Source organism: Kitasatospora sp. MAA4 (assembly GCF_029893355.1).
GTDB lineage: Bacteria > Actinomycetota > Actinomycetes > Streptomycetales > Streptomycetaceae > Kitasatospora.
In genome coordinates, this window is the sequence record NZ_JARZAI010000007.1 from 1 (window position 1) to 25,887 (window position 25,887).

Consider the following 25,887-nt stretch of genomic DNA (forward strand, 5'->3'; position numbering starts at 1 on the left):
CACAACGACGCGGGGTGGAGCAGCTCGGTAGCTCGCTGGGCTCATAACCCAGAGGTCGCAGGTTCAAATCCTGTCCCCGCTACTCTCGTTGAAGGTCCGGAGGTTATCCTCCGGGCCTTCTTCGTTTTCCGGGGCGTCCGCCCGCCCTGGGGGCGCGATGCACGGTTCACGCCCCTGACGTGCTATGTTTACAACACAACGACGCGGGGTGGAGCAGCTCGGTAGCTCGCTGGGCTCATAACCCAGAGGTCGCAGGTTCAAATCCTGTCCCCGCTACTCTCGTTGAAGGCTCGGAGGTTATCCTCCGGGCCTTCTTCGTTTTCCGCGACGGGAGTTGACGCGGCCCGCGAGCTGGTCCACTTTTGGGTCCGCCCTGCGCTCTCCGCCCGGGGCGGAGGGGAGTGGAACGATGTCCTCCGGGAGTGCGGACGGCGTGCCGCTCCGCTACGAACTGCTGGGTCCGCTGCGGATCCACCGGGAGCAGGCCGTGCGCGAGGCCGGGCCGGCGATGCAGCAGGCCGTGCTCGCGGTGCTGCTGCTGAACGCCAACGAGCCGGTCTCGCGCGAGCAGCTGGTCCAGGCGGTCTGGGGCTCCCGGGCCACCGCCAACGCGTCCGGCCTGATCGCCACGTACGTCGCCCGGCTGCGGCAGGTGCTGGAGCCGGAGCGGGCCCGCCGGTCGCTCGGCGGGGTGCTCTCCTCCTGGAGTGGCGGGTACCGCCTGGCGGTCGGGGCAGGCCGGCTGGACCTGGAGGTCTTCGAGCAGGACCGGCTGCGGGCCCGCGAGCTGCGGGCCGCCGGCGACCTGGCCGGCGCCGGCGCCGCTCTGGACCGCGCGCTCGGCCTGTGGCGCGGGGCCGGTCTGGACGGGCTGCCCGGGCCGTACGCGGCACTGCACCGGGGGAGGTTCACCGAACTGCGGCTGGCCACCGAGGAGGAGCGGTTCGAGGTGGCGCTGCTGACCGGCCGGCAGCACGAGGCGGTGCCGGAGCTGGCCCTGCTGGCCGCCGAGCAGCCGCACCGGGAGCGGCTGCGGGCGCTGCTGATGCTGGCGCTCTACCGGGCCGGCCGGCGCAGCGAGGCGCTGGCCGTCTACGCGGAGACCCGCCGCCTGCTGGTCGCCGAGCTGGGGCTCGAACCGGGCCGCGAGCTCGCCGAGTTGCACCAGCGGATGCTGCGGGCCGATCCGGCGCTCGAACTCGGCCTTGAGCCTGCCCGGTCGGGCCGGCCGCCCGGCGGGATGCTGCGGGCGGTCTGGCGGCCGGCCCAACTCCCCCTCGATCCTGCCGACTTCACCGGACGTTCGGCCGAACTCCGGGCGCTGTTCCGGGCACTGGGCTCCGGACCGGAGCCCACCGCGTCGCGCCGGGCGACGGCGGTCGCGGTGGCCGTGATCAGCGGGCCGCCGGGGATCGGCAAGACGGCGCTCGCCGTGCACGCCGCGCAGCGGCTGCGCGAGCAGTTCGCCGACGGTCAGCTGTACGCGTCCCTGCACGGACCGGACGGGCGCCCGCGTGCGGCGGATGAGCTGCTGGCCCGTCTGCTCGCCGATCTGGGGGTGGAACCGGGCGATCTGCCGGGGGAGTTGGAGCAGCGCTCGGCGCTGTTCCGGTCGGTCAGCGCGGGGCGAAGACTGCTGCTGGTGCTGGACGACGCGCAGAGTGCGGCCCAGGTGGCGGCGCTGCTGCCCGGTTCGGCCGGCTGCGCGGTGCTGGTCACCGCGCGCTCCCGGCTCGGCGAACTGCCCGGCGCCCGCACGGTTCTGCTCGGTCGGTTGGCACCGGCCGAGGCGGTGCGGCTGCTGCGGCGGCTGGTCGACGGCGCGGGTGCGGGCGCCGGGGCGGTGGACGCCGAGCAGGCCGCGGTCGAGGCGGTGCTGGCGGTCTGCGACGGGGTGCCGCTGGCCCTGCGGGCCGCCGCCGCCCGGGTGGCCGCCCGCCCCGGCGATGGGCTGGTGCGGCTGGCCGGCCGGCTGGCCGACGAGCGGCGCCGGTTGGCCGAGCTCAGCCCCGGCGGGCGCGGCGTGGGCGGAGCCCTGGCCTCCTGCGGTGAGCGGCTGCGCCGGGCGCCGGACGGGCTGGCCGGCTGGCTCGCGTTCCGCCGGCTGAGCCGGCTCGGCCCGGCCGACTACAGCCCCCTGGCGGCGGCGGAGCTGCTCGGCGTCGGCGAGGACCGGGCCGAGGACCTGCTCGACCTGCTCGCCGAGTACGGTCTGCTGAGCCGGACGGCCGAGGGCGGATACCGGCTGCACCCGCTCGCGGCGCTCTTCGGGCGGACCTCCGGATGGACGCGGGATGGAATCCGGATGGCGGCCGCGGAACCCGGGCAGCAGCGCGCAGAGGACTGACGTGCGGCGATGCCAGGGCTGCGGGGTAGCCGCAAAGGTCTGTACCACGTCGGTGTCGAGCGGGTTGTCCCCGGCCCGTCAGGGAGTCTTGACCGACTATTTGGTCTAGTCCACTCTGCCTGTGTCACGCGTCCTGTTGACCCAGAGGAGCTGCCTCGTGCACCGTGCGACCAGACAGACCGAGAGAAGACCCGCCGAGCGCCGCTCGTCGGCTCGTTCGGCCCCACGAGCGGCGCTGGCCTGCGTGGCCGCGCTCGCCCTGGCCGCGGCCGGCACCGTCCTTGTGGTCTCCGGAGCGAGCGCCAGCGCCGGCGCGAGTGTCGCCAACCTGCTGCAGAACCCGGGCTTCGAGACCGGCACCCTGGCGGGCTGGAGCTGTACCGCGAACTCCGGTGCCGTGACCGGAAGTCCGGTGCACTCCGGCTCGTACGCGCTGCGGGCCACGCCGGTGGGCAACGACGACGCCCAGTGCAGCCAGCAGGTCGCTGTCCTTCCCAACTCCTCCTACACGCTGAGCGGTTGGGTGCAGGGGAGCTACGTCTACCTGGGGGACAGCGGGACCGGCGCGACGGACACGTCCACCTGGAGCACCAACTCCGCCTGGAACCAGCTGACCACCGGCTTCACCACCGGTGCCTCCACCACCCAGGTGACGATCTACCTGCACGGCTGGTACGGGACGGGCGCGTACGGCGCGGACGACCTGGTGCTCGCCGGTCCGGCGCCGTCCCCGACCAGCACGCCGACGACGGCCCCGCCGACGACGCAACCTCCCACCACCCCGCCCCCCACCACCGCGCCGCCGACGACGGCCCCGCCGACCTCGCCGTCCCCCACGACGACCCCGCCCGGCGGCGGCAGGCACCTGCTGACCGGCTACTGGCAGGACTTCGACAACGGCGCCACCGACCAGCGGCTCAGCGACGTCAACCCGGCCTACGACATCATCGCGGTGGCCTTCGCCGACACCGACCCGTCGAAGCCGGGCGGGATCACCTTCGCGCTGGACGGCACCCTGTCGAGCAAGCTCGGCGGCTACACCGATGCCCAGTTCAAGGCGGACATCAAGGCCAAGCAGGCGGCCGGCAAGAAGGTGGTGCTCTCGATCGGCGGCCAGAACGGCACGATCTCGGTGGGTGACTCCACCGCGGCCGCCAACTTCGCCGGCAGTGCCTACGCGCTGATGCAGAGCTACGGGTTCAACGGCGTCGACATCGACCTGGAGAACGGCGTCAGCGCCACCTACATGGGCAGCGCGCTGCACTCGCTGGCGGCGATGGCGGGCAGCGGCTTCGTCCTGACGATGGCGCCGCAGACCATCGACATGCAGTCCACCGGCGGCGACTACTTCCAGCTGGCGCTGAACACCAAGGACATCCTGACCATCGTCAACATGCAGTACTACAACTCGGGTTCGATGAACGGCTGCGACGGCAACGTCTACTCCGAGGGCAGCGAGGACTTCCTCACCGCGCTGGCCTGCATCCAGTTGCAGGGCGGCCTCGCGCCGAGCCAGGTCGGTCTCGGGGTCCCCGCCTCGACCAGCGCGGCCGGCAGCGGCTACGTCTCGCCGAGCGTCGTGGACAACGCCCTGGACTGCCTCGCGAGCGGTACCAACTGCGGCTCGTTCAAGCCCCCCACCAGCTGGCCGGGCATCGGCGGTGCGATGACCTGGTCCACCAACTGGGATGCCAGTAACGGCAATTCGATTGCCGGAACGGTCGGCGGCCACCTCCACGGCATGAGCTGACCCGAGGCCTCCCGTCGCTCCCGTCCGCTGCCCGCCCCACCAGTCGATCCGGGCGGCGGACGGCCCTTCCCCCACATCACAGGAGAGCGAATGCGCAGAACCAGTCGATCGGCATGGGCGGTGACCTCGGCAGCCGGACTGCTGCTGGGAGCGGCCATGTCGGTGCTGGGCAGTGCCCATGCCCAGGCCTCACAGAACCTCCCGACGGCCACCCCACTGGCCGCCGCCACCAACACGACCGGCGCGCCCGCCAGTTCGGGTGGGATGAAGGTGGCGTACTACGACCAGTGGTCGGTGTACCAGAACGCCTTCTACCTGAAGAACGTCGACAGCTCCGGCGAGGCGAGCAAGCTCAACTACCTGATCTACGACTTCGAGAACATCGACCCGACCAACCTCACCTGCTTCGAGGCCAATTCGGCCGCCTCGCAGGACGAGAACAACCCCAACGCGGGTGACGGCGCGGGCGACTCGTTCGCCGACTACGGGAAGAGCTTCGGCTCGGACATCAGCGTGGACGGCACCGCGGACGCCTGGAACATGCCGATCGTCGGCAACTTCCACCAGCTCCAGGAGCTGAAGGCGAAGAACCCGAACCTCAAGGTCGTGCTGAGCCTGGGTGGTTGGACCTACTCCAAGTTCTTCTCGGACGCGGCCGCGACCGACGCCTCGCGCAAGAAGCTGGTCAGCTCCTGCATCGACATGTTCATCAAGGGCAACCTGCCCTCGCAGAACGGCTACGGCGGCGCGGACACCGGCAAGGGCATCTTCGACGGCTTCGACATCGACTGGGAGTACCCGGGCGGCGGCGGCCACACCGGCAACCACGCCAGCACGGCCGACAAGCAGAACTTCACGGCCCTGCTGGCCGAGTTCCGCACCGAGTTGAACGCGCAGGGTACGGCGGACGGCAGGACGTACTCGCTCTCGGCGGCGCTGCCGGCCGGGCAGGACAAGATCCGATCCGTCGAGACCGACAAGATCGGCCAGTACCTGACGTTCGGCGACCCGATGACCTACGACATGCACGGCGGCTGGGAGCCCACCGGGCCCACCAACCACCAGTCGCCGCTGTACGAGAACCCGGCCGACCCGTCCAACGCGATCGCGCCCGGAACCTCCAAGTACTCGGCGAACGAGGCGATCAAGGCCTACACGGTCGGTGATCCGCAGTACGGGATACCCGGCGGGTTCCCGGCGGCCAAGCTCAACATGGGCGTGCCGTTCTACTACCGCGGGTGGACCGGTGTGCCGGCGGGCAGCAGCCACGGGCTCTACCAGACGGCGAGCGGCCCGGCGGCGGGAGCGGCCGACTCGGGCGATGTGGCGGGCATCCGGATGTACAAGGAGCTCTCCGGAGTCGTCGACAATCCGGCGGACACCTTCTGGGACCCGAGCTCGCAGGCCGCGTACTTCTACGACGGCACCAACTTCTGGTCCGGTGAGGACTCCCAGTCGCTCCAGGCCACCAGCGACTACCTGCACTGCAACGGCCTGGGCGGGACGATGATGTTCTCGCTGTACGACCTGGACGCGGCTGCCACGCTGTTCAATACGGCGGTGGCGGACACCGACGGTTCGGCCGCCAACTGCCCGGCGCCGACCCCCACGCCGACGCCGACCCCCACGCCCACTCCGACGCCGACTCCCACACCCACGCCGACCCCCACGCCCACCCCGACCCCCACGCCGACCGGCGGCATTGTGGTCAACGGCGGCTTCGAGTCCGGCTCGCTCTCGCCGTGGACCTGCACCGGCAACCTCGGCTCGGTGGTGAGCAGCCCGGTGCACTCCGGCTCGCACGCCCTCGCCGGCGCCGCCAGTGCCGGTGACGACGCCCAGTGCTCGCAGACCGTCACGGTGAAGCCGAACACCACCTACACGCTCTCCGGCTGGGTGCAGGGCAGCTACACCTACCTCGGCGTGACCGGCTCGGGTGCGGACACCTCGACCTGGACCAGCGGCTCCAACTGGTCCCAACTCTCAACCAAGTTCACCACCGGCGCCGCAGTCACCTCGGTGACCGTCTGGGTGCACGGCTGGTACGGCCAGGGCACGTACTACGCGGACGATCTCAGCGTGAGCTGAGGCGCCGACGCGCCGTTCCCGCGCAGGTCGGAGGCGGTGTCACCGAAGCGGTGGCGCCGCCTCCGGTACTATTGGCGGACGCTCGGTTCATCCCCATTGGCAGTGGGGGGTTTGTGAGGCGCAAGTGTCGGGAAATCGACAAAGCGCTGAGGCAATCTCGCCGGCCTCGGCCCGGCCCGCCAAATGTTCGCGGGGCAGGTGTACGCGGGTATCGGGTGATGCGACGATGGACCACATGGGGGACGGTGCACGGCTGTTGACGAGCCGTACGCCCCGGCTTGCCCCCGGCGGACAGCGCGGCACTCGGGGGGAGCGGGAGTCGGCATGAAGCTGATCGGCAGGAACTCGCCAGGATCCGGCCCCGTCCATGAGCACGGCGACGAGGCCGTCACACCCGTGCCCGCATCCGCCCCGGTGCCCGCCCAGCGCAGGAGCGCACTGACCCGGGGACGCTCGTACGGGCCGGAGAGCCTGGTCCACGTCCCCGTCCCGCAACTGCCCGGCCGCTACTCACCGCTCGGCAACACCGGCGGCACCGGCAGCTCGGCGGCGGCCGCGGACGCCGACTTCGAGCACCTCAGCTTCGAGACCGAACTCGCCGCCCGGGAGTCCGCCGCGCTGGAGACCCGGCACCGCGCCGCCGCCGAGGCGGGGGACCCGAACGCGGCCAGCCTGCTCGGCGCGCTGCTGCTGCGCCGCGGCGAGCTGGACGACGCCGAGCCGTACCTGCGCAAGGCCGCCGCCGCCGGGCTGCGGGCCGCCGCCAACAACCTGGGCGTCCTGCTGCACCAGCGCGGACACCGCTCCGAGGCCGGCCAGTGGTGGCGGCAGGCCGCCGTCGCCGGCAGCGCCCCGGCAGCGCACGCGCTCGGCCTGCACCTGCGCGACCAGGGCGAGGAGGAGGCCGCCGAGTACTGGCTGCACTTCGCCGCCGAGCAGGGCCACGCGCTGGGCGCCTACGCACTGGGCGACCTGATGGAGCACCGGCGCGACGTGCGCGCCGAGCGCTGGTTCAAGGCCGCCGCCGACGCCGGCCACCGCGAGGCCGCCTACCGGCTGGCCCGGATGCGCGAGGCGGCCGGCGACAAGGAGAGCGCCGAGACCTGGTACCGCACAGCGGCCGTCCGCAGCCACGGCCGGGCCGCGCTGCGCCTGGGCGTCCTGGTCGAGGAGCGCGCCCAGGGCGACCAGGGGCTCTGGGACGAGGCTGCGCGCTGGTACCGGCAGTCCGCGCAGAACGGCGAGCCGCGGGCGGCCTGCGCGCTGGGCTTCATGCTGCGCGACGCCGGCGACCTGCCGTCCGCCGCCGAGTGGTGGCAGGAGGCCGCCGAGGCCGGCGACGGCAACGCCGCCAACGCGCTGGGCGCCCTGCACGCGAGCCGGGGCGAGGACGCCGCCGCCGAGCGCTGGTACCGCGTCGCGCTGGACGCGGGCGATCACAACGGCGCGTTCAACCTCGGGCTGCTCTGCGTGGGCGCCGGCCGCGACGCGCAGGCCGAGCAGTGGTACCGCCGCGCCGCGTACGCCGGGCATCGGGAGGCGTGCAACGCGCTGGCCGTCGTGCTGCTCCAGCGCGGCGACGAGTCCGGTGCCGAGCCCTGGTTCTCCAAGGCGGCCGAGGCCGGCAGCGTGGACGGCGCCTTCAACCTCGGTGTCCTGCACGCCGGTCGCGGCGAGCATCAGCAGGCGCAGGAGTGGTACGCCCGGGCGGCGGCCGAGGGCCACGGCGAGGCGGCGCTGCAACTGGCGGTGGCCAAGGAGCAGCGCGGCGACCTGCCGGCGGCCCTGGACCGCTACCGCCAGGCGGCGGTCGGCGGCTCCGCCGAGGGCGCCTTCCGGCTCGCCTCGCTGCTGGACCGGCGCGGCGACGCGGAGGCCGAGGCCGAGCACTGGTACGCGATCGCGGCCGACGCCGGCCATGCCCGGGCCCAGGTGCGGATGGGTGTGCGCGCCGCCGAGCGCGGCGCGTTGGAGATCGCGGAGAGCTGGTACCGCCGGTCGGCGGAGGGCGGCAGCCGCAGCGCGGCCTTCAACCTGGGCCTGCTGCTGGCCCGTCAGGAGCGCGAGCCGGAGGCGATGCTCTGGTACACCCGGGCGGCCGACGCCGGCCACGGGCGGGCCGCGCTGCGTCTGGCGCTGCTCGCACTGCGGCGGGGCGAGCCGGTCCAGGCGGAGAACTGGTGCCGGCGGGCGGCCGACTGCGGTCCGGCCGAGGTGGCTGAGCGCGCGGCCCGGCTGCTGGACGCGCTGCACCCGGAGATGACGGCCTGACGGCTTCCCGCCAGGGGGTCAGTGGCAGTCCGGACAGAGCCCGCGGTAGGTGATCTCGGCGCCGGAGACGGCGAAGCCGAAGCGCTCGTCGGCCGACAGCGCGGCGAGCGGGTCGCCGACCGGGTGGACGTCGCGGATCGTGCCGCACCGGGAGCAGATCAGGTGCTGGTGCGAGTGGTGCGCGTTCGGGTCGTAGCGCTTGGCGCGGCCGTCCGTGCTGACCTCCAGGACCTCCCCGAGGATCACCAGCTCGCCGAGCGTGTTGTAGACCGTCGCGCGGCTGATCTCCGGGAGGCGTGACACCGCGCGGGCGTGCACCTCGTCGGCGGTCAGGTGGACGTGGTCGCCGTCGAGAACCTCGGCCACGACGCGCCGCTGCGCGGTCAGTCGCCAGCCACGCGTGCGCAGTCGCTCCAGGAGGTCACTCATGGTCTCAGGGTAGCAAGTTCTGGACTTGGTTCCAGTGTTGACTTAGACAAAGTCCAAGCTAGGATCGAGTCCACAGGACAGCGCAAACGACCGGATGACGCGGAAGGTGCTCCCATGACTGCCCAGGAAGAGCTGCGGCCAATCTTGACCACGGAGGCGGGCGCGCCCGTTGCCGACAACCAGAACACCGCGACCGCGGGAATCGGTGGCCCGGCCCTCATCCAGGACCAGCTGCTCTTCGAGAAGCTCGCGCACTTCAACCGCGAGCGCATCCCGGAGCGCGTGGTGCACGCCCGCGGCGCCGCCGCCTACGGCACGTTCACGCTGACCGCCGACGTGAGCGCCTGGACCCGGGCGAAGTTCCTTTCCGAGGTCGGCAAGCAGACCGAGACCTTCCTGCGCTTCTCCACGGTGGCCGGCAACCTCGGCTCGGCCGACGCGGTCCGCGACCCGCGCGGGTTCGCACTGAAGTTCTACACCGAGGACGGCAACTACGACCTCGTCGGGAACAACACCCCGGTGTTCTTCATCAAGGACGCCATCAAGTTCCCGGACTTCATCCACACCCAGAAGCGCGACCCGTACACCGGCTCCCAGGAGGCGGACAACGTCTGGGACTTCTGGGGCCTGTCGCCCGAGTCGACCCACCAGGTGACCTGGCTCTTCGGTGACCGCGGCATCCCGGCCACCTACCGCCACCTCAACGGCTACGGCTCGCACACCTACCAGTGGCAAAACGAGGCCGGCGAGTACTTCTGGGTCAAGTACCACTTCAAGACCGACCAGGGCATCAAGAACCTGACCGCCGACGAGGCGGCCGCGCTGGCCGGCGCCGACCCCGACTCGCACCAGCGCGACCTGCGCGAGTCGATCGAGCGCGGCGAGTTCCCGAGCTGGACCGTCCAGGTGCAGATCATGCCCGCGGCCGACGCGGCGAACTACCGCTTCAACCCGTTCGACCTGACCAAGGTCTGGCCGCACGCGGACTACCCGCCGATCGAGATCGGCAAGCTGGAGCTCAACCGCAACCCGGAGAACGTCTTCGCCGAGGTCGAGCAGTCGATCTTCTCCCCGGGCCACTTCGTGCCCGGCATCGGCCCGTCCCCCGACAAGATGCTCCAGGGCCGGCTCTTCGCCTACGCGGACGCCCACCGCTACCGCGTCGGCATCAACGCCGACCACCTGCCGGTGAACCGCCCGCACGCCGCCGAGGCGCGCACCAACAGCCGCGACGGCTACCTCTACGACGGCCGCCACGGCCGCCAGAAGAACTACGAGCCGAACAGCTTCGGCGGCCCGGTCGAGACCGGCCGCGCGCTCTGGGCGGAGACCCCGGTGACCGGCGTGACCGGCACCCACGTGGCGCCCTCGCACAGCGAGGACAGCGACTTCGTGCAGGCCGGCAACCTCTACCGGCTCTTCAGCGAGGACGAGAAGGCCCGCCTGATAGCCAACCTGGCCGGCTTCATCGCCAACGTGTCGGCCGACCGCGACGACATCGTCGAGCGCGCGATCGACAACTTCCGCCAGGCCGACGCCGATTACGGCAGCCGCCTGGAGGCCGCGGTGCGCGAGCTGCGCAAGCAGAAGTAACGCGCGCACCCCTCAAGACCGCGGGCCCCGGAACCAGTCCACCGCACTGGTTCCGGGGCCCGCACCCATGCTGGTCCTAGACGCTGAGCCGGCGCAGGGCCTCCTCGTGCAGCAGCCCGTTGGAGGCCACCGCGTCGGCCCCGCCCGGGCCGTCCACGCCGTCGAGTCCGGTGAACCGGCCGCCGGCCTCCTGGACGACAATGCACGGCGCGGCCATGTCCCACAGGCTCAGCTCCGGCTCGGCGGCGATGTCCACCGCGCCCTCGGCGAGCATCATGTACGACCAGAAGTCCCCGAACCCGCGGGTGCGCCAGCAGGCCCGGGTGAGGTCCAGGAAGGGGTCGAGGCGGCCGCGCTCCTCCCAGCCGGTCAGCGAGGAGAAGGAGAGCGAGGCGTCCTCGATCCGCGAGACCTTGGAGACGTGGATCCGCGAGGCCTTCGCCAGGCTGCGTCCGGCGTACGCGCCCAGGTCCTTCGCCGCCCACCAGCGGCGTTGCAGCGCCGGGGCCGAGACGATGCCGACCACCGGAACCTCCTCGCCGTCCGGGCTGACCTCCAGCAGGGCGATCAGGGTGGCCCAGACCGGCACGCCGCGGATGTAGTTCTTCGTCCCGTCGATCGGGTCGATCACCCAGCGCCGCGGCCCGGTGCCGACCAGGCCGAACTCCTCGCCCAGCACCGCGTCACGCGGCCGGGCCCGCTGGAGGACGCTGCGCACCAGCTCCTCGGCCGCCTTGTCGGCGTCGCTGACGGGCGTCAGGTCGGGCTTGGTCTCGATCTTGAGGTCCAGCGCCCGGAAGCGCTCCAGGGTGATCGAGTCGGCCGAGTCGGCGAGGACATGGGCGAGGCGGAGATCGTCGTGGTAGTCGGCCATGCGTCGAACAGTAGCGAGCCGCCCACGATCCCGACAGTTCGGCTCGCACGTCGGACAGTCAGGACCCGTCGGACGACCAGTAGGCGGGGAAGGCGCTGGTGTCGATCGCGAAACCGAAGGGCTCGGGAAGCGGGATCGAGCGGCCGAAGTCGAAGTGCACGGCGTCCGTGTAGCGTGGCACACCCCGCCGACATCCAGGCCTCAGTGGCCGGAGCCGCTGAGTTGGAGGCCGACCACGCCGGCGATCACCAGGCTGATCGAGACCAGCTTCAGGACCGAGGTGGACTCGTGCATCCAGATCATCCCGTAGATCGCGGTGCCGGCCGCGCCGATGCCGGTCCAGACCGCGTAGGCGCTGCCTACCGGGAGGGTCCTCAGGGAGAGGGTGAGCAGGCCGAAGCTGCTGAGGGCGAAGGCGGCGAAGAGGGCGGTGGGGACGAGCCGGGTGAAGCCGTGGCTCAGTTTGAGGTTGATCGCGAAGCCGGTTTCCAGCAGTCCGGCGAGGACGACCATCAACCATGCCATCGGCTCGTCTCCCTGGGTCTGACAGAGCGTCGGCCGTGGTCAACCGACGCTCTTATGATCACCGCTGGCGGGTGATCCGACACCTCGGCCGACAGGCCCTCAGTCGCCCTCGCTGCTCTCGCGGGAGGAGAGCAGGCGGCGCAGCGAGTAGAGCCGGGCCTGCTCGGCGTGGCCGTCCTCGACCCAGGCGTCCAGGGCGCAGTCGGGTTCGTCGTGGCTGCAGGCGCGCGGGCAGTCCACCGTGCCGGGTTCCAGGTCGGGGAAGGCGTGGATCACCCGGGACGGGTCGATGTGCGACAGACCGAACGAGCGGAACCCCGGGGTGTCGATCACCCAGCCCGGGTCCAGCGCCTTCTTGGAGCCCGGCTTGACCCCCGGCGGCGGGGGCAGCCGCAGGGCCAGCGCCGAGACGGTGGTGTGCCGCCCGCGTCCGGTGACCGCGTTGACCACGCCGGTGCTCCGCTGGTGCAGCGGCACCAGGGCGTTGACCAGGGTGGTCTTGCCGACTCCCGAGTGGCCGATGAAGACCGTCGAGCGCCCGCGCAGGTGCTCGCGGACCGCCTCGGCGCCGGTCGTCTCCAGCTCGTCCCGGCGGGTGACCACGTAGGAGATGCCCAGCGGCGCGTACGTCTCCAGCAGCGGCGCGGCCGGGGCCAGGTCGGACTTGGTGAGCACCAGCAGCGGTTCCATGCCGGCGTCGTAGGCCGCCACCAGGCAGCGGTCGATCAGCCGGGGCCGGGGCTCCGGGTCGGCCAGCGCGGTGACGATCGCCAACTGATGGGCGTTGGCCACCACGATCCGCTCGTACGGGTCGTCGTCGTCGGCCGTGCGCCGCAGGACGGAGCTGCGCTCCTCGACGCGGACGATCCGGGCCAGCGTGTCCGGCTCGCCGGAGAGGTCGCCGACGACGTTGACGATGTCGCCGACCACCACGCCCTTGCGGCCCAGCTCCCGGGACTTCATCGCGACCACCTCGCGCTCGCGCTTGGTGCCCGCCTCGACCAGGCAGGTCAGCCGGCCGCGGTCGACGGTCAGGATCATCGCCTCGTCGGCGTCCTCGTGCTTGGGCCGGATCCTGGTCCGCGGCCGGGAGCCCTTGGGGCTCGGGCGGTTGCGGATGTCGTCCTCGTCGGCGTCCTTGCCGTAACGGCGCATGTTCCCGTACTCCCGCTCAGACGCCCGCCGCCGCCGGCGGATCGAGCAGGTCGGTCCACATCTGCGGGAAGTCCGGCAGGGTCTTGGCGGTGGTGGCGATGTTCTCCACCTGGACGCCGGGGACGGCCAGGCCGATCACCGCGGCGGCGGTGGCGATCCGGTGGTCCTCGTAGGTGTGGAAGACCCCGCCCTTGAGCGCGCGCGGACGGATCCGCAGGCCGTCCTCGGTCTCCGAGACGTCCCCGCCCAGGTCGTTGATCTCCTTGGCCAGCGCGGCCAGCCGGTCGGTCTCGTGCAGCCGCAGGTGGGCGATGCCGTAGAGGTGCGACTCGGAGTCGGCCAGCGCGGCGACGGCGGCGATCACCGGGGTGAGTTCGCCGACGTCGTGCAGGTCGGCCTCGATGCCGTGGATCCGGCCGCTGCCGGTGAACTCCAGGCCCTCGTCCGTGAAGCGGTGGCTGCCGCCCATCCGGGTGTAGATCTCGCGCAGCTGGTCACCGGGCTGGGTGGTGTGCCGCGGCCAGTCGCGGACCGTCACCCGGCCGCCGGTCACCAGGGCCGCGGCGAAGAACGGCGCGGCGTTGGAGAGGTCCGGCTCGACGACGACGTCGCGGCCGATCAGCGCGCCGGGGGTGACCCGCCAGACGTCCTTCTCGCCGCCGTCCTCGGGGGCGTCCACCTGGACGCCGGCCAGGCGCAGCATGTCGACCGTCATCCGGATGTGCGGCAGCGAGGGCACCGGGCCGCCGATGTTGCGGATCTCCACGCCCTGGTTGTAGCGGGCGCCGGAGAGCAGCAGGGCGCTGACGAACTGGGAGGAGGACGAGGCGTCCAGCTCGACCGTCCCGCCGTCCAGCGCGCCGGTGCCGTGCACGGTGAGCGGGAAGCCGCCGCGGCCGCCGTCGTCGATCCGGGCGCCCAGCGCGCGCAGCGAGTCGATCACGCCGTGCTGCGGGCGCTCGTAGCTGCGCGGGTCGCCGTCGAAGTGCACCGGACCGTCGGCGAGGACCGCCAGCGGGGGCAGGAAGCGCATGACCGTGCCCGCGTTGCCCACGTCCACCTGAGCCGGGCCGCGCAGCTGGCCGGCCGGGATGACCCGCCAGGCCTCCCCGCCGCCGCTGCCGCCGCTGGTGTTGTTGACCTGTTCCTCGATGCCGACGCCGAGCGCCCGCAGGCCGTCGGCCATCAGCTGGGAGTCGCGGCTGCGCAGCGGCCTGCGCACCCAGCCGGGCTCGGAGGCCAGCGCGGCCAGCACCAGGGCCCGGTTGGTGACGGACTTGGATCCGGGGATGGTGACGGTCGCGTCGACGGCGGCGGTCGCGACGGGGGCGGGCCACAGGGTCTCGGTCATGCCGCCAGTTTAGGGGGGCGCGGCGCGGGCGCTCCGCGTGCGGCCCAAGGCGTGGACGGTCTAACGAAGGAGTTGGCTGCCGCCGGCCAGCAGGCAGGACAGCGCGACCACCAGGAAGAGGGTCACCCAGAGCAGCGCGCCCACGCCGGTGAGGCGGGCCAGTTGGTCGGCGTCGGAGTCGCGGGCGCCGCCGCGTCGGCGCTTGCTCTGCAGCTCGACGACCGGGCGCACCCCGGCGAGCAGCAGGAACCAGACGCCGAGGTAGGCGAAGACGGCCTGGAGCTGGGCGCTGCCGAACCAGGAGACGGCGAAGAAGACGGCCCCGGTGGCGACCACGGAGAGCAGCCCGAAGGCGTTCCGGATCATGATCAGCAGCGCGGCCAGCAGGGCGATCGAGATCCACAGCAGCGCGGTGATCCGCCCGTCGGCGAGAAGGGCGGCCCCGCCCAGGCCGAGCAGGGAGGGCGCGGTGTAGCCGGCCGCGGCGGTGAGGATCATGCCGGGGCCGGTCGGGCGCCCGGAGGAGACGGTCAGGCCGGAGGTGTCCGAGTGCAGCCGGACGCCGTCCAGTCGGCGGCCGGTGAGCAGCGCGACCAGGCTGTGGCCGCCCTCGTGCGCGATGGTCACCACGTTGCGGCTGAGCCGCCAGACCGGGTGCGGCAGTATCGCCAGCAGGGCGGCCGCGGCGCAGGCCAGCACCAGCCAGCGCGGCGGGTCCGGCTGGGTGCCGATGACGCGCTGCCAGACGGCGGTGATGTTGTGGTCGTCCATGCTTCGTCCAGAGGGCAGGTGTCGGGGGAGAGGGCAGCCTCCCATGGAGGGACAGCCGCGGGGTAGTCACCGGTTCCCGGAAGCCCGCTCACGGGCCCGGGGGATCATGGGAAACTGCCGGTATGTGTGGTCGATTCGCGGCGAGCACCACGCCGGAGGACATCGTCGAGCACTTCGGCGTCGCCCAGTGGGACCCGGCCGAGACGCTCGCGCCCAGCTGGAACGTGGCCCCGACCCAACCGGTCCGGGTCGTCCTGGAACGGATACCCAAGGGCGGTACCGCGCCGGTGCGCCAGCTGAGGGTGCTGCGCTGGGGGCTGGTGCCGGCCTGGTCCAGGTCGCCCGAGTCGGCGGTCAAGATGATCAACGCGCGGGCCGACACCGTGCACGAGAAGCCCTCCTACCGGCAGGCCTTCGCCTCCCGCCGCTGCCTGGTCCCGGTGGACGGCTACTACGAGTGGCAGACCGCGCCTAGCGAGACCAGGCCGCGCCGGCAGCCGTACTTCGTCAGCCGGGTGGACGGCGCACCGCTGGCGCTGGCCGGGCTGTACGAGTTCTGGCGCGACCGCGGCCGGCCCGCCGACCACCCCGAGGCCTGGCTGGTGACCTGCACCATCGTCACCACCGAGGCCGAGGAGCTGCTCGCCCCGATCCACGAGCGGATGCCGCTCTACCTCCAGCCGCAGTCCTTCGACGCCTGGCTCGACCCCGCGCTCTGCGACGCCGACCAGGCGCGCTCGCTGCTGGTGGCGCCGGAACCGGGCCTGTTGCAGGTCGCGCCGGTCTCCGCCGCGGTGGGCAGTGTCCGCAACAATCATCCGGGGCTGACCGCACAGGTCACTCCCGAGGAGGAAGGGCTGCTGTTCTGATGGCCGACGACGTCGAGACCACCCTGGTTCCCACCCCGGTCGGGGACGCCCGGATCAGCTGGCACCGGCCCGCCGGACCGGCGAAGGCGGTGCTCGGCCTCGGGCACGGCGCCGGCGGCGGGATCGGCGCGGCGGACCTGGTGGCGCTGGCCGCGGCACTGCCCGCGCTCGGGTTCGCCGTCGCGCTGGTCGAGCAGCCCTGGCGGGTGGCCGGCAAGAAGATCGGTCCGGCGCCGAAGACCCTGGACCTGGCCTGGCTGCCGATCGCCGAGCGGCTGGCCGCCGAGGGGCTGCCGCTGGTGGTCGGCGGCCGCAGTGCGGGGGCCCGGGTGGTCTGCCGTACGGGCGCGGCGAGCGGGGCGGCGGCCGTCCTGGCGCTGGCCTTCCCGCTGCACCCTCCGGGGAAGCCGGAGAAGTCGCGGGCCGAGGAGCTGCTGGGCAGCGGGCTGCCGACGCTGGTGGTGCAGGGCACCGCGGACCCGTTCGGGACGCCGGCGGAGTACCCGGAGCTGCCGCCGACCCACCGGCTCGTCCCGGTGCCGAACGCCGGCCACGGATTCGCCGTTCCGAAGTCGGCGCCGCTCGGCCGGGACGGGGTGCTGGAGCTGATCACCGGGTCCGTCGCGGCCTGGCTGGCGGAATCCGTCGGGCTGTGAGCGGCTGGGAATGCCTTTGCCCGAGGGCGGGTTTACCCCTCTGTCAGCACTGCCCGAACACGGAAAGGCAGCACACATGGGTTCGATCGTGTGCCCGGAGCGGCCCGAGGAGCGAAGCGCCGAGAGTGCCTTCATCCCGTGGTCGGATTGGCTCGCCGCGGGTGACAAGCCCGCAGGCCCGATATCCTCGGTGGCGGGTGGGCTCGGAGTGAGCCGGGCCCGTAATGCCGAGGAGGTGGGTCCGGTCGTCGCGACCGAGGACGAGCCGAACACAGGGCTGACCGGGGACGATCCGGTGGCCGGGGCCGAGCTGTCGGCTGATCCGGCTGCCGAGCCCGGCTCCGAGCCGTTGACCGGCGAGGAACTGGCGGAGGCGATCGGCGAGGACACCTTCCGGGTGTCCTCGGACGAGACCGAGGAGGCCCGGCGGGGACGCTTCGAGCGTGACGCCCTGGGGTACCTCGATCCGATGTACTCGGCCGCGCTGCGGATGACCCGCAACCCGGCCGACGCAGAGGATCTGCTGCAGGAGGCGTTCGCCAAGGCCTACGCCTCCTTCCACCAGTTCCGCGAGGGCACGAACCTCAAGGCCTGGCTGTACCGCATTCTGACCAACACCTTCATCAACTCGTACCGGAAGAAGCAGCGGGAGCCCCAGCGCACCGCCGCCGAGGAGATCGAGGACTGGCAGCTGGCGCGGGCCGAGTCGCACATGTCGACCGGGCTGCGATCGGCCGAGACCCAGGCCCTGGACCACCTGCCGGACAGTGACGTGAAGGACGCCCTGCAGGCGATTCCCGAGGAGTTCCGCATCGCGGTCTACCTCGCGGACGTCGAGGGCTTCGCCTACAAGGAGATCGCCGACATCATGGGGACCCCCATCGGTACGGTGATGTCCCGGTTGCACCGAGGCCGCCGCCAGCTGCGGGGCATGCTGGAGGGCTACGCCCGCGAACGCGGACTGGTCCCGGCGGGCAGTGCGGCCGGGAGCGAGTCGAAAGGGACGGGCTCATGAGCTGCGGAGGTCCGCACGACACGGACTGCGGCGAGGTGCTTGATCACCTGTACGAGTTCCTGGACAACGAGATGGCCGAGGGGGACTGCGCCAAGCTGCGGCAGCACTTCGACGAGTGCTCGCCCTGCCTGGAGAAGTACGGTCTGGAGCAGGCCATCAAGGCTCTGATCAAGCGTTCCTGCGGGTGCGACGACACGCCGTCCGACCTGCGCAGCAAGGTGCTGGCGCGGATCGACGGCATCCGGGCCGGCCAGCGGGCCGTCGAGCCGCTGCTGGCGGCGGAGGGTGCCGGCCACGGGGACGGCGGGCTGCTGGCCGCCGGTCCGGTGGCGGCCGCCCCGGCGGACTGATCACGGCCCAGATCGGTCGATCTAGGCGCGAAGGGGCCCGAGAGCACTGCTCTCGGGCCCCTTCGGCGTCTGCCGGTCGGCTGCGGTCAGCACGGCGGTCTCACCCGATCGGGTGAGTGTGGCCAGTTCCCGCTTGGGCAATACGCGATGACGGGTCCCCAGCGGCGGGCTGAGCCCTATCCTCCTGACGGGTATTCACCTGGCGGGCCGGTAGGAGAGCTCGTCGGTCCAAGACCCGGCCGCCGGACGGGCCCTGTGGTTGGGGAGGCTGAGATCGCTGTCGCACGCGGGGGCCGGGCGCTCCCTGATCGGACACCACCCGCACGGCTCCCCGGGGCTGCACGGCTCTACGTCCTGCTGATCCTGGCCGCGGCGGGCTGCTCGCTGCTGCCGCTGCTCCCCGGGACCGGCCTGCCCGGCTGGCTCGGGGCACCGGTGGACTGGCCGAAGATCGCCCTGCTGGCCTTTCTGCACGCCTGCTGGGAGTCGGTGGCGCAGGGCCTGCCGACCCCCTGCCTGCTGATGGCGCAGCAGAGTTGGGGACTGGCCGCGCGGCTGGTCGGCCGCGAAAGCGCCTGGGTGGCCGGCGGCGATCGGCGGGCGCCGGTGCGGGCCAGTGCCAACGCCTTCCTGCCGGTGCTCTTCGCCGGCGTGCTGATGCTGCCCCCGGCGGCGGCGGCCCTGGTCGCGCTGCCGGCCGCACTGAGCGGCCCCGGCGCCGCACCGCAGGCTCTGCGCCGGTTCTGGAACGCCGCCCAGTTCGCGCTGGCCGCCTGGTGCGCGGCCTGCCTCTTCCATCTGATGGCCGGCCCGCGGCTGCTGTTCGGCGCCCGCTATCCGGCCGCGCTGCTCCCGCCGCTGGTCGCCGTTCTGGTGTTCTGCCTGGTCAACGGGGTGCTGGTGGCCGGGATCCGGCTGCTCGCCGAGCACCGGCCGGTGAAGGAGCTGTGTCGCGGTGCGCTCACCGTGCTCGGCCTGCCGGCGATCGGGCACGCGCTCGGCGGCCTGATGGTGGCGGTGCTCTGGCAGGGACCGTACGGCGCGTTCGCCGCGGTGCTCGCCCTGCTGCCGCTCTCCATCTCGGCGTGGGTCTTCGCCCAGGGGCACCGGGAGCGGGTGGCACACCAGGCCACGGTGGAGGCGCTGGTCCAGGCGGTGGAGATCAAGGACGCCTACACCCGCGGGCACAGCGAACGGGTCGGCCGGGCCTCGGTGCTGATCGCCACCCAGCTCGGGATGGCGGGGGAGCGGCTGCAGACGCTGCGCTTCGCCGGCATCCTGCACGACGTCGGCAAGCTGGGGGTCGCCACCGAGCTTCTGCGCAGAAACGGTCCGCTCAGTGATGCGGAGCGGCGGGCGGTGGAGGTGCACCCGGAGTACGGGCACGAGCTGGTCCGCGGCATCGACTTCCTCGGCGAGGCGCACGCCGGGATCCTGCACCACCACGAGCGGATGGACGGCCGGGGCTACCCGCACGGGCTGGTCGGGCGGCGGATCCCGGAGTTCGCGCGGATCATCGCGGTCGCCGACGCCTTCGACTCGATGACCTCGACCCGCTCCTACCGGCGGGGACGGCCGGTCGGGGAGGCGGTCGCGGAGCTGCGGCGGTGCGCGGGCAGCCAGTTCGACCCGGCGATGGTGGACGCACTGGTCGCGGCGGTGGGCCGGCACGGCTGGCAGCCGGTCGTCCCGGCGGTGGACGGGGACGAGGAACGGGTGCCGGACATCCCGCTCGGCGTGCCGGAGCCGGCGCCGCGCCCGCTGAGCGGCGGTCCGCGATGAGGGCGCGACGCGTACCGATCGAGGTGCTGAGCAGGGCGGGACAGGTTCGCCGGGTGCGCGGCCGGGCTGCGGCCGGAGCCGGCGGCGCGCCCGCGGTGCAGGCCGTGGCGCTGGTGCTGCTGGCGGTGGCGGTCGGGTCGGTGGCGGTGGGCGGGGTGGCGGACCCCCGGGTGGCGGGCGCCTTCGCGGCGCTGATCGCGGTCGGCGAGGCCGCCCGGATCGGCCATCCGGGCGGTCGCGAGCAGGCTCCGCTCGGAGCGGCGGCGGCGCTCGCGTACGCGCTGCTGGGGCCGCTGCGCGGGCTCCCCACGGGGCACGGCGTCCTCCAGGTGGTGGCGGTGACCGCGACGGGGCTGGCCGGCGGCGCGCTGCTGCGGGCCTCGGTGCTGCCGTGGCTGCGCGGCCGGACGGGCGGGTGGGCCGGTCGCGGCGGCCGTCCGGGCGGCGCGGGCAGCGTCCCGCGGCCCAGGCGCTCGCCGCCGATCGGGCACCCGCGGCACCTCCAGCCGAGGCAGCATCGGCACGCGCCGCACCAGCCGCACCACCCGCTGAACCTCCGGCGGCGACGACAGGGCCGGGGCACCGGCGCGCTGCGGCACCGGCTGCCCGGCGCGCCCCGCCGCGACGAGGCCGCCCGGCGGCTGCTCGCGGTCGCCTTCGCCGCCACGCTCTTCCAGCCGCTCTACAACGGCGGCGCGCTGGACCGCCTCCCGCTGGCCGGGCCCGCGTACGGCGTCTTCCTGACCGCCGTGGCGGCGCTCGCCGCGCTCTGCGACGCCGTACTGGCCGCGTTCCAGCAGCGCGACCGGGACTGCCCGGTACTGCCGGACGCCCGCGGCGGGAGCCGGCGCTTCGGCGCGGTGCTGGAGGACGAGCTGCGCGCGCTGCCCGGCATCGGCTCCGCGATCGCCGCCACCGGGATGCTGGTCAGCCTCGCGGCGGGCGAGGTCGGACTGTGGGCCCTGCCGGTGTTCTGCGCCCCGCTGCTGCTGGCCCAGGCGTCCTTTCGCCGGGCCGCCGCGATCCGCGCCACCTACCGGCAGACCATCGCCACGCTGGCCCGTGCCACCGAGGTGGCGGGGTACACGGCGCCCGGCCACGCCCGCCGGGTCGCGGACACGGCGTGCGCGCTTGGGCGCGAGCTGGGGCTGACCTCCCGGGAGCTCGCCCTGTTGGAGCACGCCGCACTGATGCACGACATCGGCCAGCTCTCGCTGGTCGAGCCGGTCCCGGACGGCGCCACCGCCACCCTTCCGGACGCCGAGCAGCAGCGGATCGCCAGGCTCGGCAGCGAGGTGATCCGGCGCACCGGCGTCCCGGCGCAGGTCGCCGAGCAGGTCGCCAGGCTGGCCGACCCGCCGCGCGGCCCGGACGGCCGTACCGACCGCACCCTGCCGCTGGCCGCGCGGATCATCCGGGTGGCCAACGCCCACGACGACCTGCTCGACCGGTCCGCCCCGGCCGGGCGGGCCCGCGTGCTGGCCGTGCTGCGCGCCCAGGGCGACGGCACCTACGACCCGCTGGTGGTGGAGGCACTGGCCCGGCTCGGCCCGGGCGCCGGCGCCTTCGCCACGGCGGCGCCCGCGCGGCGGCCCTCCGTCCGGGCCCGTCCACCGGCGGCGGAGGGCGGCCACGGAAGTGCTGGACGGCGGGAGCGCACGTGAACCACCGTGCAGGGAGCGGACCCTGCCGCTGCCGTGGTTGGATGCGGTCGTAGCGTGGAACACCCGATCCGGGGCCTTCGTGCCCCCGGCGCCGGCCGCCAGGCCGGACCGCCGGTGGCGGCAGCGGTGTCGGGCAGCGGGAACCGTGCGGGACGCGGGTCGGCAGGCCCCTGGCAGAAACCAGCCGGGAGCGGCCGGACCCCCGGCAGGATTCAGCAGGACCGAGCGGACAGGCGGCAGGGCAACGTGAAGATCTTCCACCGGGCACGGCACCGGCCGTCCGCCACCTGGCGGCAGACGACCGACCGGGCCTTCACGCTGATCGGCAACGGCCGGTACGAGGACGCCGGCGCGCTGCTGGTGATGGCCGCAGACCTGGAGCCCTGGCTCTCCGACTCCTGGTTCAACCTGGCCCTGCTGCACAAGTTCCGGCGGGACTGGGAGCAGGCCCGGGCGGCCGGCCTGCGCGCCGTCGCGCTGCTCGACCGCGACCACGGCGCCCCCGACTGGTGGAACCTCGGCATCACCGCCACCGCCCTGCAGGACTGGCCGCTGGCCCGCCGGGCCTGGCAGGCGTACGGGCTGCGGCTGCCCAGCGGGCCGGGCGCGGCGCCGGACGAACCGGTCCGCCTCGACCTCGGCACCACCCCGGTCCGGCTCTCCCCGGAGGGCGAGTCGGAGGTGGTCTGGGGGCGCCGGCTGGACCCGTCCCGGGTCGAGGTGCTCTCCATCCCGCTGCCCTCCTCCGGCCGCCGCTGGGGCGAGGTGGTGCTGCACGACGGCGCGCCGCACGGCGAGCGGGTGGCGAACGGCACGGCGTTCCCGGTCTTCGACGAGATCGAGCTCTGGGCCCCCTCGCCGGTGCCGACGTACGTGGTGCTGCTCCAGGCCGCCACCGAGGCCGACCGGGACGCGCTGGAGCGCCTGGTCGCCGACGCCGGGTACGCGGCGGAGGACTGGACGTCCTCGGTCCGGCTGCTCTGCCGGGCCTGCTCGGAGAGCCGGATGGTCACCGACGACGGCCGTACCGTGCACCACGACCCGCACGACGACGGCGACGAGGCGCACCCCGGCCACCTCAGCCACCTCAGCCAGGGCAGCGGCGGGATGGCCTGGCTGGTCGAGCGGGAGTGCGGCATCGCGGCGCCGGCCGGGCTGGTCCGGCTGCTGCTGGACCGCTGGGCGGCGGCCTCGCCGTCCACCCGGGCCTACCGCGACCTCGAAGAGGTCTGCTGACCCTTCGCCCGCCTGGTGTAAGGATCACCGGAGTCGGCGGAGCCGTACGCTAGGGGCTGTCACCCGGAGAGCCCTAGAAAGCGACAGTAGCGATGGCCGATCAGCACGACCACACGCACGACCACGACCACGCGCACGACCACGACCACGACCATGGCGCGGCCGATGCGCCGGTCAAGGTGGTCGGCGAGGAGCCCGACCTCTCCAAGGGCACCGCGCGCCCCATCACGGTGGTCGGCAACCCGGTCCTGCACCGGGAGTGCAGGACCGTCACGGAGTTCGACGCGGACCTCGCGGCTCTGATCGACGACATGTTCGTCTCGATGTACGCGGCCGAGGGCGTCGGCCTGGCGGCCAACCAGATCGGCGTGGACGCCAAGGTGTTCGTCTACGACTGCCCGGACGACGACGGCGTGCGGCACATCGGCCACGTGGTCAACCCGGTGCTGGTGGACCTCCCGGTCGACCGCCGGACGCTGGACGACGGCACCGAGGGCTGCCTCTCGGTCCCCACCGCCTACGCCGAGCTGGCCCGCCCGGACTACGCCGCGGTGACCGGCCAGGACAAGGACGGCAACCCGATCCGGGTGGAGGGCAACGGCTTCTTCGCCCGCTGCCTCCAGCACGAGACCGACCACCTGTTCGGCTTCCTCTACATCGACAAGCTCTCCAAGCGGGACCGCAAGGACGCGCTGAAGCAGATGGCCGAGGGAACCGCCAAGTACGCCACGGTGCCCAACAACTGACGCTCGGCGGGCGGGGGTTCGCGGGTGCGGGCCCCCGTCCGGCGTGACGGTGCAGCAGTTCTGTGACAGGGCGGTGTCCGGACCGGTATGCGCGCGTGCGTAGGGTATGGCGCCAGCACTTCGTTCACATGTCCGGCCCAGGGGGCTCCTCGTCATGCAGAGACGTTTGCGCAACAGCGCCGCCGTCCTACTCCTCACGTCCGCAGGGCTCTCCACCGGGCTCGCGACGGCCCAGGCTGCCGAGCCCGTCGGGACGCCCGGGACTCCGCAGCCGGCCGCCGGGCAGGCTGACGCGCCGGCGGCGGCTGCTGCTCCCTCGGCCGCTCCGTCCGCTTCCGCCTCGGTGCCCGCGCAGGCCGCGCCTGCCGCTCAGGCCCCCGCGCCGCAGGCCGCCGCCCCGGCCGCCGCCACCCCGCCTGCCGCGCCCGCGGCCAGTGCACCGGCCGCGAGTGCGCCTGCCGCGCCCGCCGCGCCCGCCGCGAAGAGCGCCGCGCCCCAGGTGGGTCCGCAGCAGGGCGGCATGAAGGACGTCCGGTACCAGGGCTACCAGCTCAAGGTGCCCGCGAGCTGGCAGGTCGTCGACCTCACCAGCGACCCCAACGCCTGCGTCCGCTTCGACGAGAACGCGGTCTACCTCGGCACCCCCGGCGCCGACCAGGACTGCCCCGCCCACCTGATCGCCGGGCGCACCGACGCCCTGCTGATCCAGCCGGCCCCGGCCGGCGGGCCGGCCGTACAGGTGGTCGACCCCGGTACGGCGCTGCCCGCCTCGGTGCTCGCGGCCGGCGCCGCCGACCACCAGCTGGAGGCGCAGATCCGCGGCACCGGCCTCCAGGTGACGGCCACCTACGGCACCGACCCGCAGCAGGTGGACCGGATCCTGGCCGGCGCGAGCGTGACGGCGGCGCCCCCGGCCGCATCCGCGGCCCCGCGCAACCTGACCGCCGCCCCGCACACCACGACCGCTGCCCCGCACACCACGACGGCGGCCCCGCACAGCGCGATGGCCGTGCCGACCACCGACTCGGGCTCACTGGCCTTCGACACCTGCAGCGCCCCCGCCGCCTCGACCATGGACAACTGGGCGGCCAACTCGCCCTACCGCGCGGTCGGCATCTACATCGGCGGCCCCGCGCAGGCCTGCGCCCAGCCGAACCTCACCGCCGACTGGGTCGGCGGCCGGGCGGCCGAGGGCTGGTCGTTCATGCCGATCTACGTCGGCCCGCAGGCCTCGGTCGGCTCGGTGCTGATCTCCGCCGACGGCGCGACCGCCGTCCAGCAGGGGCGCGACGCCGCCATGGACGCGATCCACAAGGCCTCGGCACTGGGCTTCCACCAGGGCGCCGTGCTCTACAACGACATGGAGAGCTACGACTCCGGGACCTACCGGGACCGGGTGCTGGCCTACCTGTCCGGCTGGACCTCGACGCTGCGCGGCAACGGCTACCGCTCGGGCGTCTACGCGAGCGCGAGCAGCGGCGTTCAGGACCTGTCCGCGCACTACGCGGACACCTCGTACCCGGCACCCGACGTCATCTGGTCGGCGGCCTGGAACTCCCACCACGACGTCTCCGACGCGGGCATGGGCCTGCCGGGGCCGACCTACTGGTCGGGCGGCCGACGGGCGCACCAGTACGAGGGCGGCACCACCGAGACGTACGGCGGGGTGAGCGTCAACATCGACGCCAGCGCGCTGAACGTCAGCTCGCAGGCGACCGGCCAGCTGATGTCCCCCGGCCAGCGGCTGGGCCCGGGCCAGAGCCTGACCAGCGCCAACGTCACGCTCTCCATGCAGTGGGACGGCAACCTGGTCGTCTACCTCAAGGGCGGCTACGGCCCCGGCCAGGCGCTCTGGTCCTCCCAGACCTACGGCAACTCGGGTGCCTACGCGCTGATGCAGTGGGACGGCAACTTCGTCGTCTACCGCGCGGACGGCGTGCCGCTGTGGGCCAGCAACACCTACGGCAGCTTCAACGGATCGCTCTCCGTGCAGGACGACGGCAACGTCGTGCTCTACCGCGCCAACGGCACCGCCGCCTGGGCGAGCGGCACCGAGGCGGCCTGGTGGGGCGGCCCGCTGACCGCCGGCCACTGGACACAGGGCGCACTCACCCGCCTGGTGATGCAGAGCGACGGCAACCTCGTCATGTACCGCAAGCGGGACGGCGCCGCGCTCTGGGCGACCGGGACCAACTGGAACCCGGGCGCGTACGCGGTGATGCAGGGCGACGGCAACCTCGTGGTCTACCGCGGCGACGGCGCCGCCCTCTGGTCCAGCGGTACGTGGGGTCACCCCGGGGCGACGCTGGCCATGCAGGACGACGGCAACCTGGTGATCTACCGTCCGGGCAACACCAGCCCCAGCGGCGCGCTCTGGGCCACCGGCACCTGGACGAACGCGCGCTGAGACGCGAA

General features: G+C 73.2%; 21 protein-coding genes and 2 tRNA genes. 16 read left to right on the forward strand and 7 right to left on the reverse strand.

From position 1 onward, the window contains the following. Positions 1–8: 8 nt before the first annotated feature. From P3T37_RS11625 to P3T37_RS11650, 6 genes are all read left to right on the forward strand, one after another. Positions 9–82: transfer RNA gene (locus P3T37_RS11625), tRNA-Met, on the forward strand. Between the two features lie 120 nt (positions 83–202). Continuing rightward, positions 203–276, forward strand: a tRNA-Met gene (locus tag P3T37_RS11630). A 133-nt stretch (positions 277–409) separates the two neighbouring features. Then, positions 410–2,347 carry a BTAD domain-containing putative transcriptional regulator gene (locus tag P3T37_RS11635; RefSeq protein WP_280723458.1) on the forward strand — a complete coding sequence of 646 codons (1,938 nt, stop codon included), beginning with the start codon at positions 410–412 and terminating at the stop codon, positions 2,345–2,347. A gap of 283 nt (positions 2,348–2,630) precedes the next feature. Then, positions 2,631–4,097 (forward strand): glycosyl hydrolase family 18 protein, encoded by a 1,467-nt coding sequence (locus P3T37_RS11640; RefSeq protein WP_280723662.1) that lies wholly within the window; start codon positions 2,631–2,633, stop codon positions 4,095–4,097. Positions 4,098–4,187: 90 nt separating this feature from the next. After that, positions 4,188–6,185: a glycosyl hydrolase family 18 protein gene (locus P3T37_RS11645; protein ID WP_280723459.1), complete on the forward strand. Its 1,998-nt coding sequence runs from the start codon at positions 4,188–4,190 to the stop codon at positions 6,183–6,185. Between the two features lie 324 nt (positions 6,186–6,509). Next, positions 6,510–8,456, forward strand: a complete 1,947-nt coding sequence (locus P3T37_RS11650) for a tetratricopeptide repeat protein (RefSeq protein ID WP_280723460.1) — start codon at positions 6,510–6,512, stop codon at positions 8,454–8,456. Positions 8,457–8,474: 18 nt separating this feature from the next. Here the strand turns inward: P3T37_RS11650 and P3T37_RS11655 are convergent, their stop codons facing one another. Beyond that, positions 8,475–8,885 (reverse strand): Fur family transcriptional regulator, encoded by a 411-nt coding sequence (locus P3T37_RS11655; RefSeq protein ID WP_280723461.1) that lies wholly within the window; start codon positions 8,883–8,885, stop codon positions 8,475–8,477. Positions 8,886–8,999: 114 nt separating this feature from the next. Here P3T37_RS11655 and P3T37_RS11660 point away from each other — a divergent pair, with 114 nt between their 5' ends. Continuing rightward, positions 9,000–10,478 (forward strand): catalase, encoded by a 1,479-nt coding sequence (locus P3T37_RS11660; protein WP_280723462.1) that lies wholly within the window; start codon positions 9,000–9,002, stop codon positions 10,476–10,478. A gap of 76 nt (positions 10,479–10,554) precedes the next feature. Here P3T37_RS11660 and hisN read toward each other — a convergent pair whose 3' ends face one another. The 6 genes from hisN to P3T37_RS11690 form a co-directional block, all read right to left on the reverse strand. Next, on the reverse strand, positions 10,555–11,352 hold the full coding sequence (hisN, locus tag P3T37_RS11665; RefSeq protein WP_280723463.1) for a histidinol-phosphatase: 798 nt from the start codon (positions 11,350–11,352) through the stop codon (positions 10,555–10,557). A 58-nt stretch (positions 11,353–11,410) separates the two neighbouring features. Next, positions 11,411–11,533 carry a hypothetical protein gene (locus P3T37_RS11670; protein ID WP_280723464.1) on the reverse strand — a complete coding sequence of 41 codons (123 nt, stop codon included), beginning with the start codon at positions 11,531–11,533 and terminating at the stop codon, positions 11,411–11,413. Between the two features lie 20 nt (positions 11,534–11,553). Beyond that, positions 11,554–11,877, reverse strand: coding sequence for a multidrug efflux SMR transporter (locus P3T37_RS11675; RefSeq protein ID WP_280723465.1), 324 nt, complete (start codon positions 11,875–11,877; stop codon positions 11,554–11,556). Positions 11,878–11,976: 99 nt separating this feature from the next. Continuing rightward, positions 11,977–13,032 (reverse strand): ribosome small subunit-dependent GTPase A, encoded by a 1,056-nt coding sequence (gene rsgA, locus P3T37_RS11680; RefSeq protein WP_280723466.1) that lies wholly within the window; start codon positions 13,030–13,032, stop codon positions 11,977–11,979. Between the two features lie 16 nt (positions 13,033–13,048). Further along, entirely contained in the window at positions 13,049–14,383 is a 1,335-nt protein-coding gene (gene aroA, locus P3T37_RS11685; RefSeq protein ID WP_280723467.1) for a 3-phosphoshikimate 1-carboxyvinyltransferase, read from the reverse strand. Between the two features lie 60 nt (positions 14,384–14,443). Next, on the reverse strand, positions 14,444–15,154 hold the full coding sequence (locus P3T37_RS11690) for a M50 family metallopeptidase (RefSeq protein ID WP_280723468.1): 711 nt from the start codon (positions 15,152–15,154) through the stop codon (positions 14,444–14,446). 122 nt (positions 15,155–15,276) lie between these two features. Between P3T37_RS11690 and P3T37_RS11695 the strand changes: the two genes are divergently transcribed. From P3T37_RS11695 to P3T37_RS11735, 9 genes are all read left to right on the forward strand, one after another. After that, positions 15,277–16,023 carry an SOS response-associated peptidase gene (locus P3T37_RS11695; RefSeq protein ID WP_280723469.1) on the forward strand — a complete coding sequence of 249 codons (747 nt, stop codon included), beginning with the start codon at positions 15,277–15,279 and terminating at the stop codon, positions 16,021–16,023. Beyond that, positions 16,023–16,679: an alpha/beta family hydrolase gene (locus P3T37_RS11700; RefSeq protein WP_280723470.1), complete on the forward strand. Its 657-nt coding sequence runs from the start codon at positions 16,023–16,025 to the stop codon at positions 16,677–16,679. The genes P3T37_RS11695 and P3T37_RS11700 overlap by 1 nt, the downstream gene beginning before the upstream one ends. A 76-nt stretch (positions 16,680–16,755) precedes the next feature. Beyond that, a complete protein-coding gene (locus P3T37_RS11705) occupies positions 16,756–17,694 on the forward strand; it encodes a sigma-70 family RNA polymerase sigma factor (RefSeq protein ID WP_280723471.1) in 939 nt (312 codons plus the stop codon). Continuing rightward, on the forward strand, positions 17,691–18,044 hold the full coding sequence (rsrA, locus tag P3T37_RS11710) for a mycothiol system anti-sigma-R factor (RefSeq protein ID WP_280723472.1): 354 nt from the start codon (positions 17,691–17,693) through the stop codon (positions 18,042–18,044). The genes P3T37_RS11705 and rsrA overlap by 4 nt, the downstream gene beginning before the upstream one ends. A 255-nt stretch (positions 18,045–18,299) precedes the next feature. Continuing rightward, positions 18,300–19,826 carry an HD-GYP domain-containing protein gene (locus P3T37_RS11715; RefSeq protein ID WP_280723473.1) on the forward strand — a complete coding sequence of 509 codons (1,527 nt, stop codon included), beginning with the start codon at positions 18,300–18,302 and terminating at the stop codon, positions 19,824–19,826. Then, the gene (locus P3T37_RS11720; RefSeq protein ID WP_280723474.1) at positions 19,823–21,490 is read left to right on the forward strand and encodes an HD domain-containing phosphohydrolase; all 1,668 of its coding nucleotides are present in this window, start codon (positions 19,823–19,825) and stop codon (positions 21,488–21,490) included. Before P3T37_RS11715 ends, P3T37_RS11720 begins: the two co-directional genes overlap by 4 nt. Before the next feature lie 246 nt (positions 21,491–21,736). Beyond that, positions 21,737–22,726 carry a hypothetical protein gene (locus P3T37_RS11725; protein ID WP_280723475.1) on the forward strand — a complete coding sequence of 330 codons (990 nt, stop codon included), beginning with the start codon at positions 21,737–21,739 and terminating at the stop codon, positions 22,724–22,726. 92 nt (positions 22,727–22,818) lie between these two features. Continuing rightward, the gene (gene def / locus P3T37_RS11730; protein ID WP_280723476.1) at positions 22,819–23,472 is read left to right on the forward strand and encodes a peptide deformylase; all 654 of its coding nucleotides are present in this window, start codon (positions 22,819–22,821) and stop codon (positions 23,470–23,472) included. A 154-nt stretch (positions 23,473–23,626) separates the two neighbouring features. Beyond that, positions 23,627–25,879, forward strand: coding sequence for a glycoside hydrolase domain-containing protein (locus P3T37_RS11735; RefSeq protein WP_280723477.1), 2,253 nt, complete (start codon positions 23,627–23,629; stop codon positions 25,877–25,879). Positions 25,880–25,887: the final 8 nt, after the last annotated feature.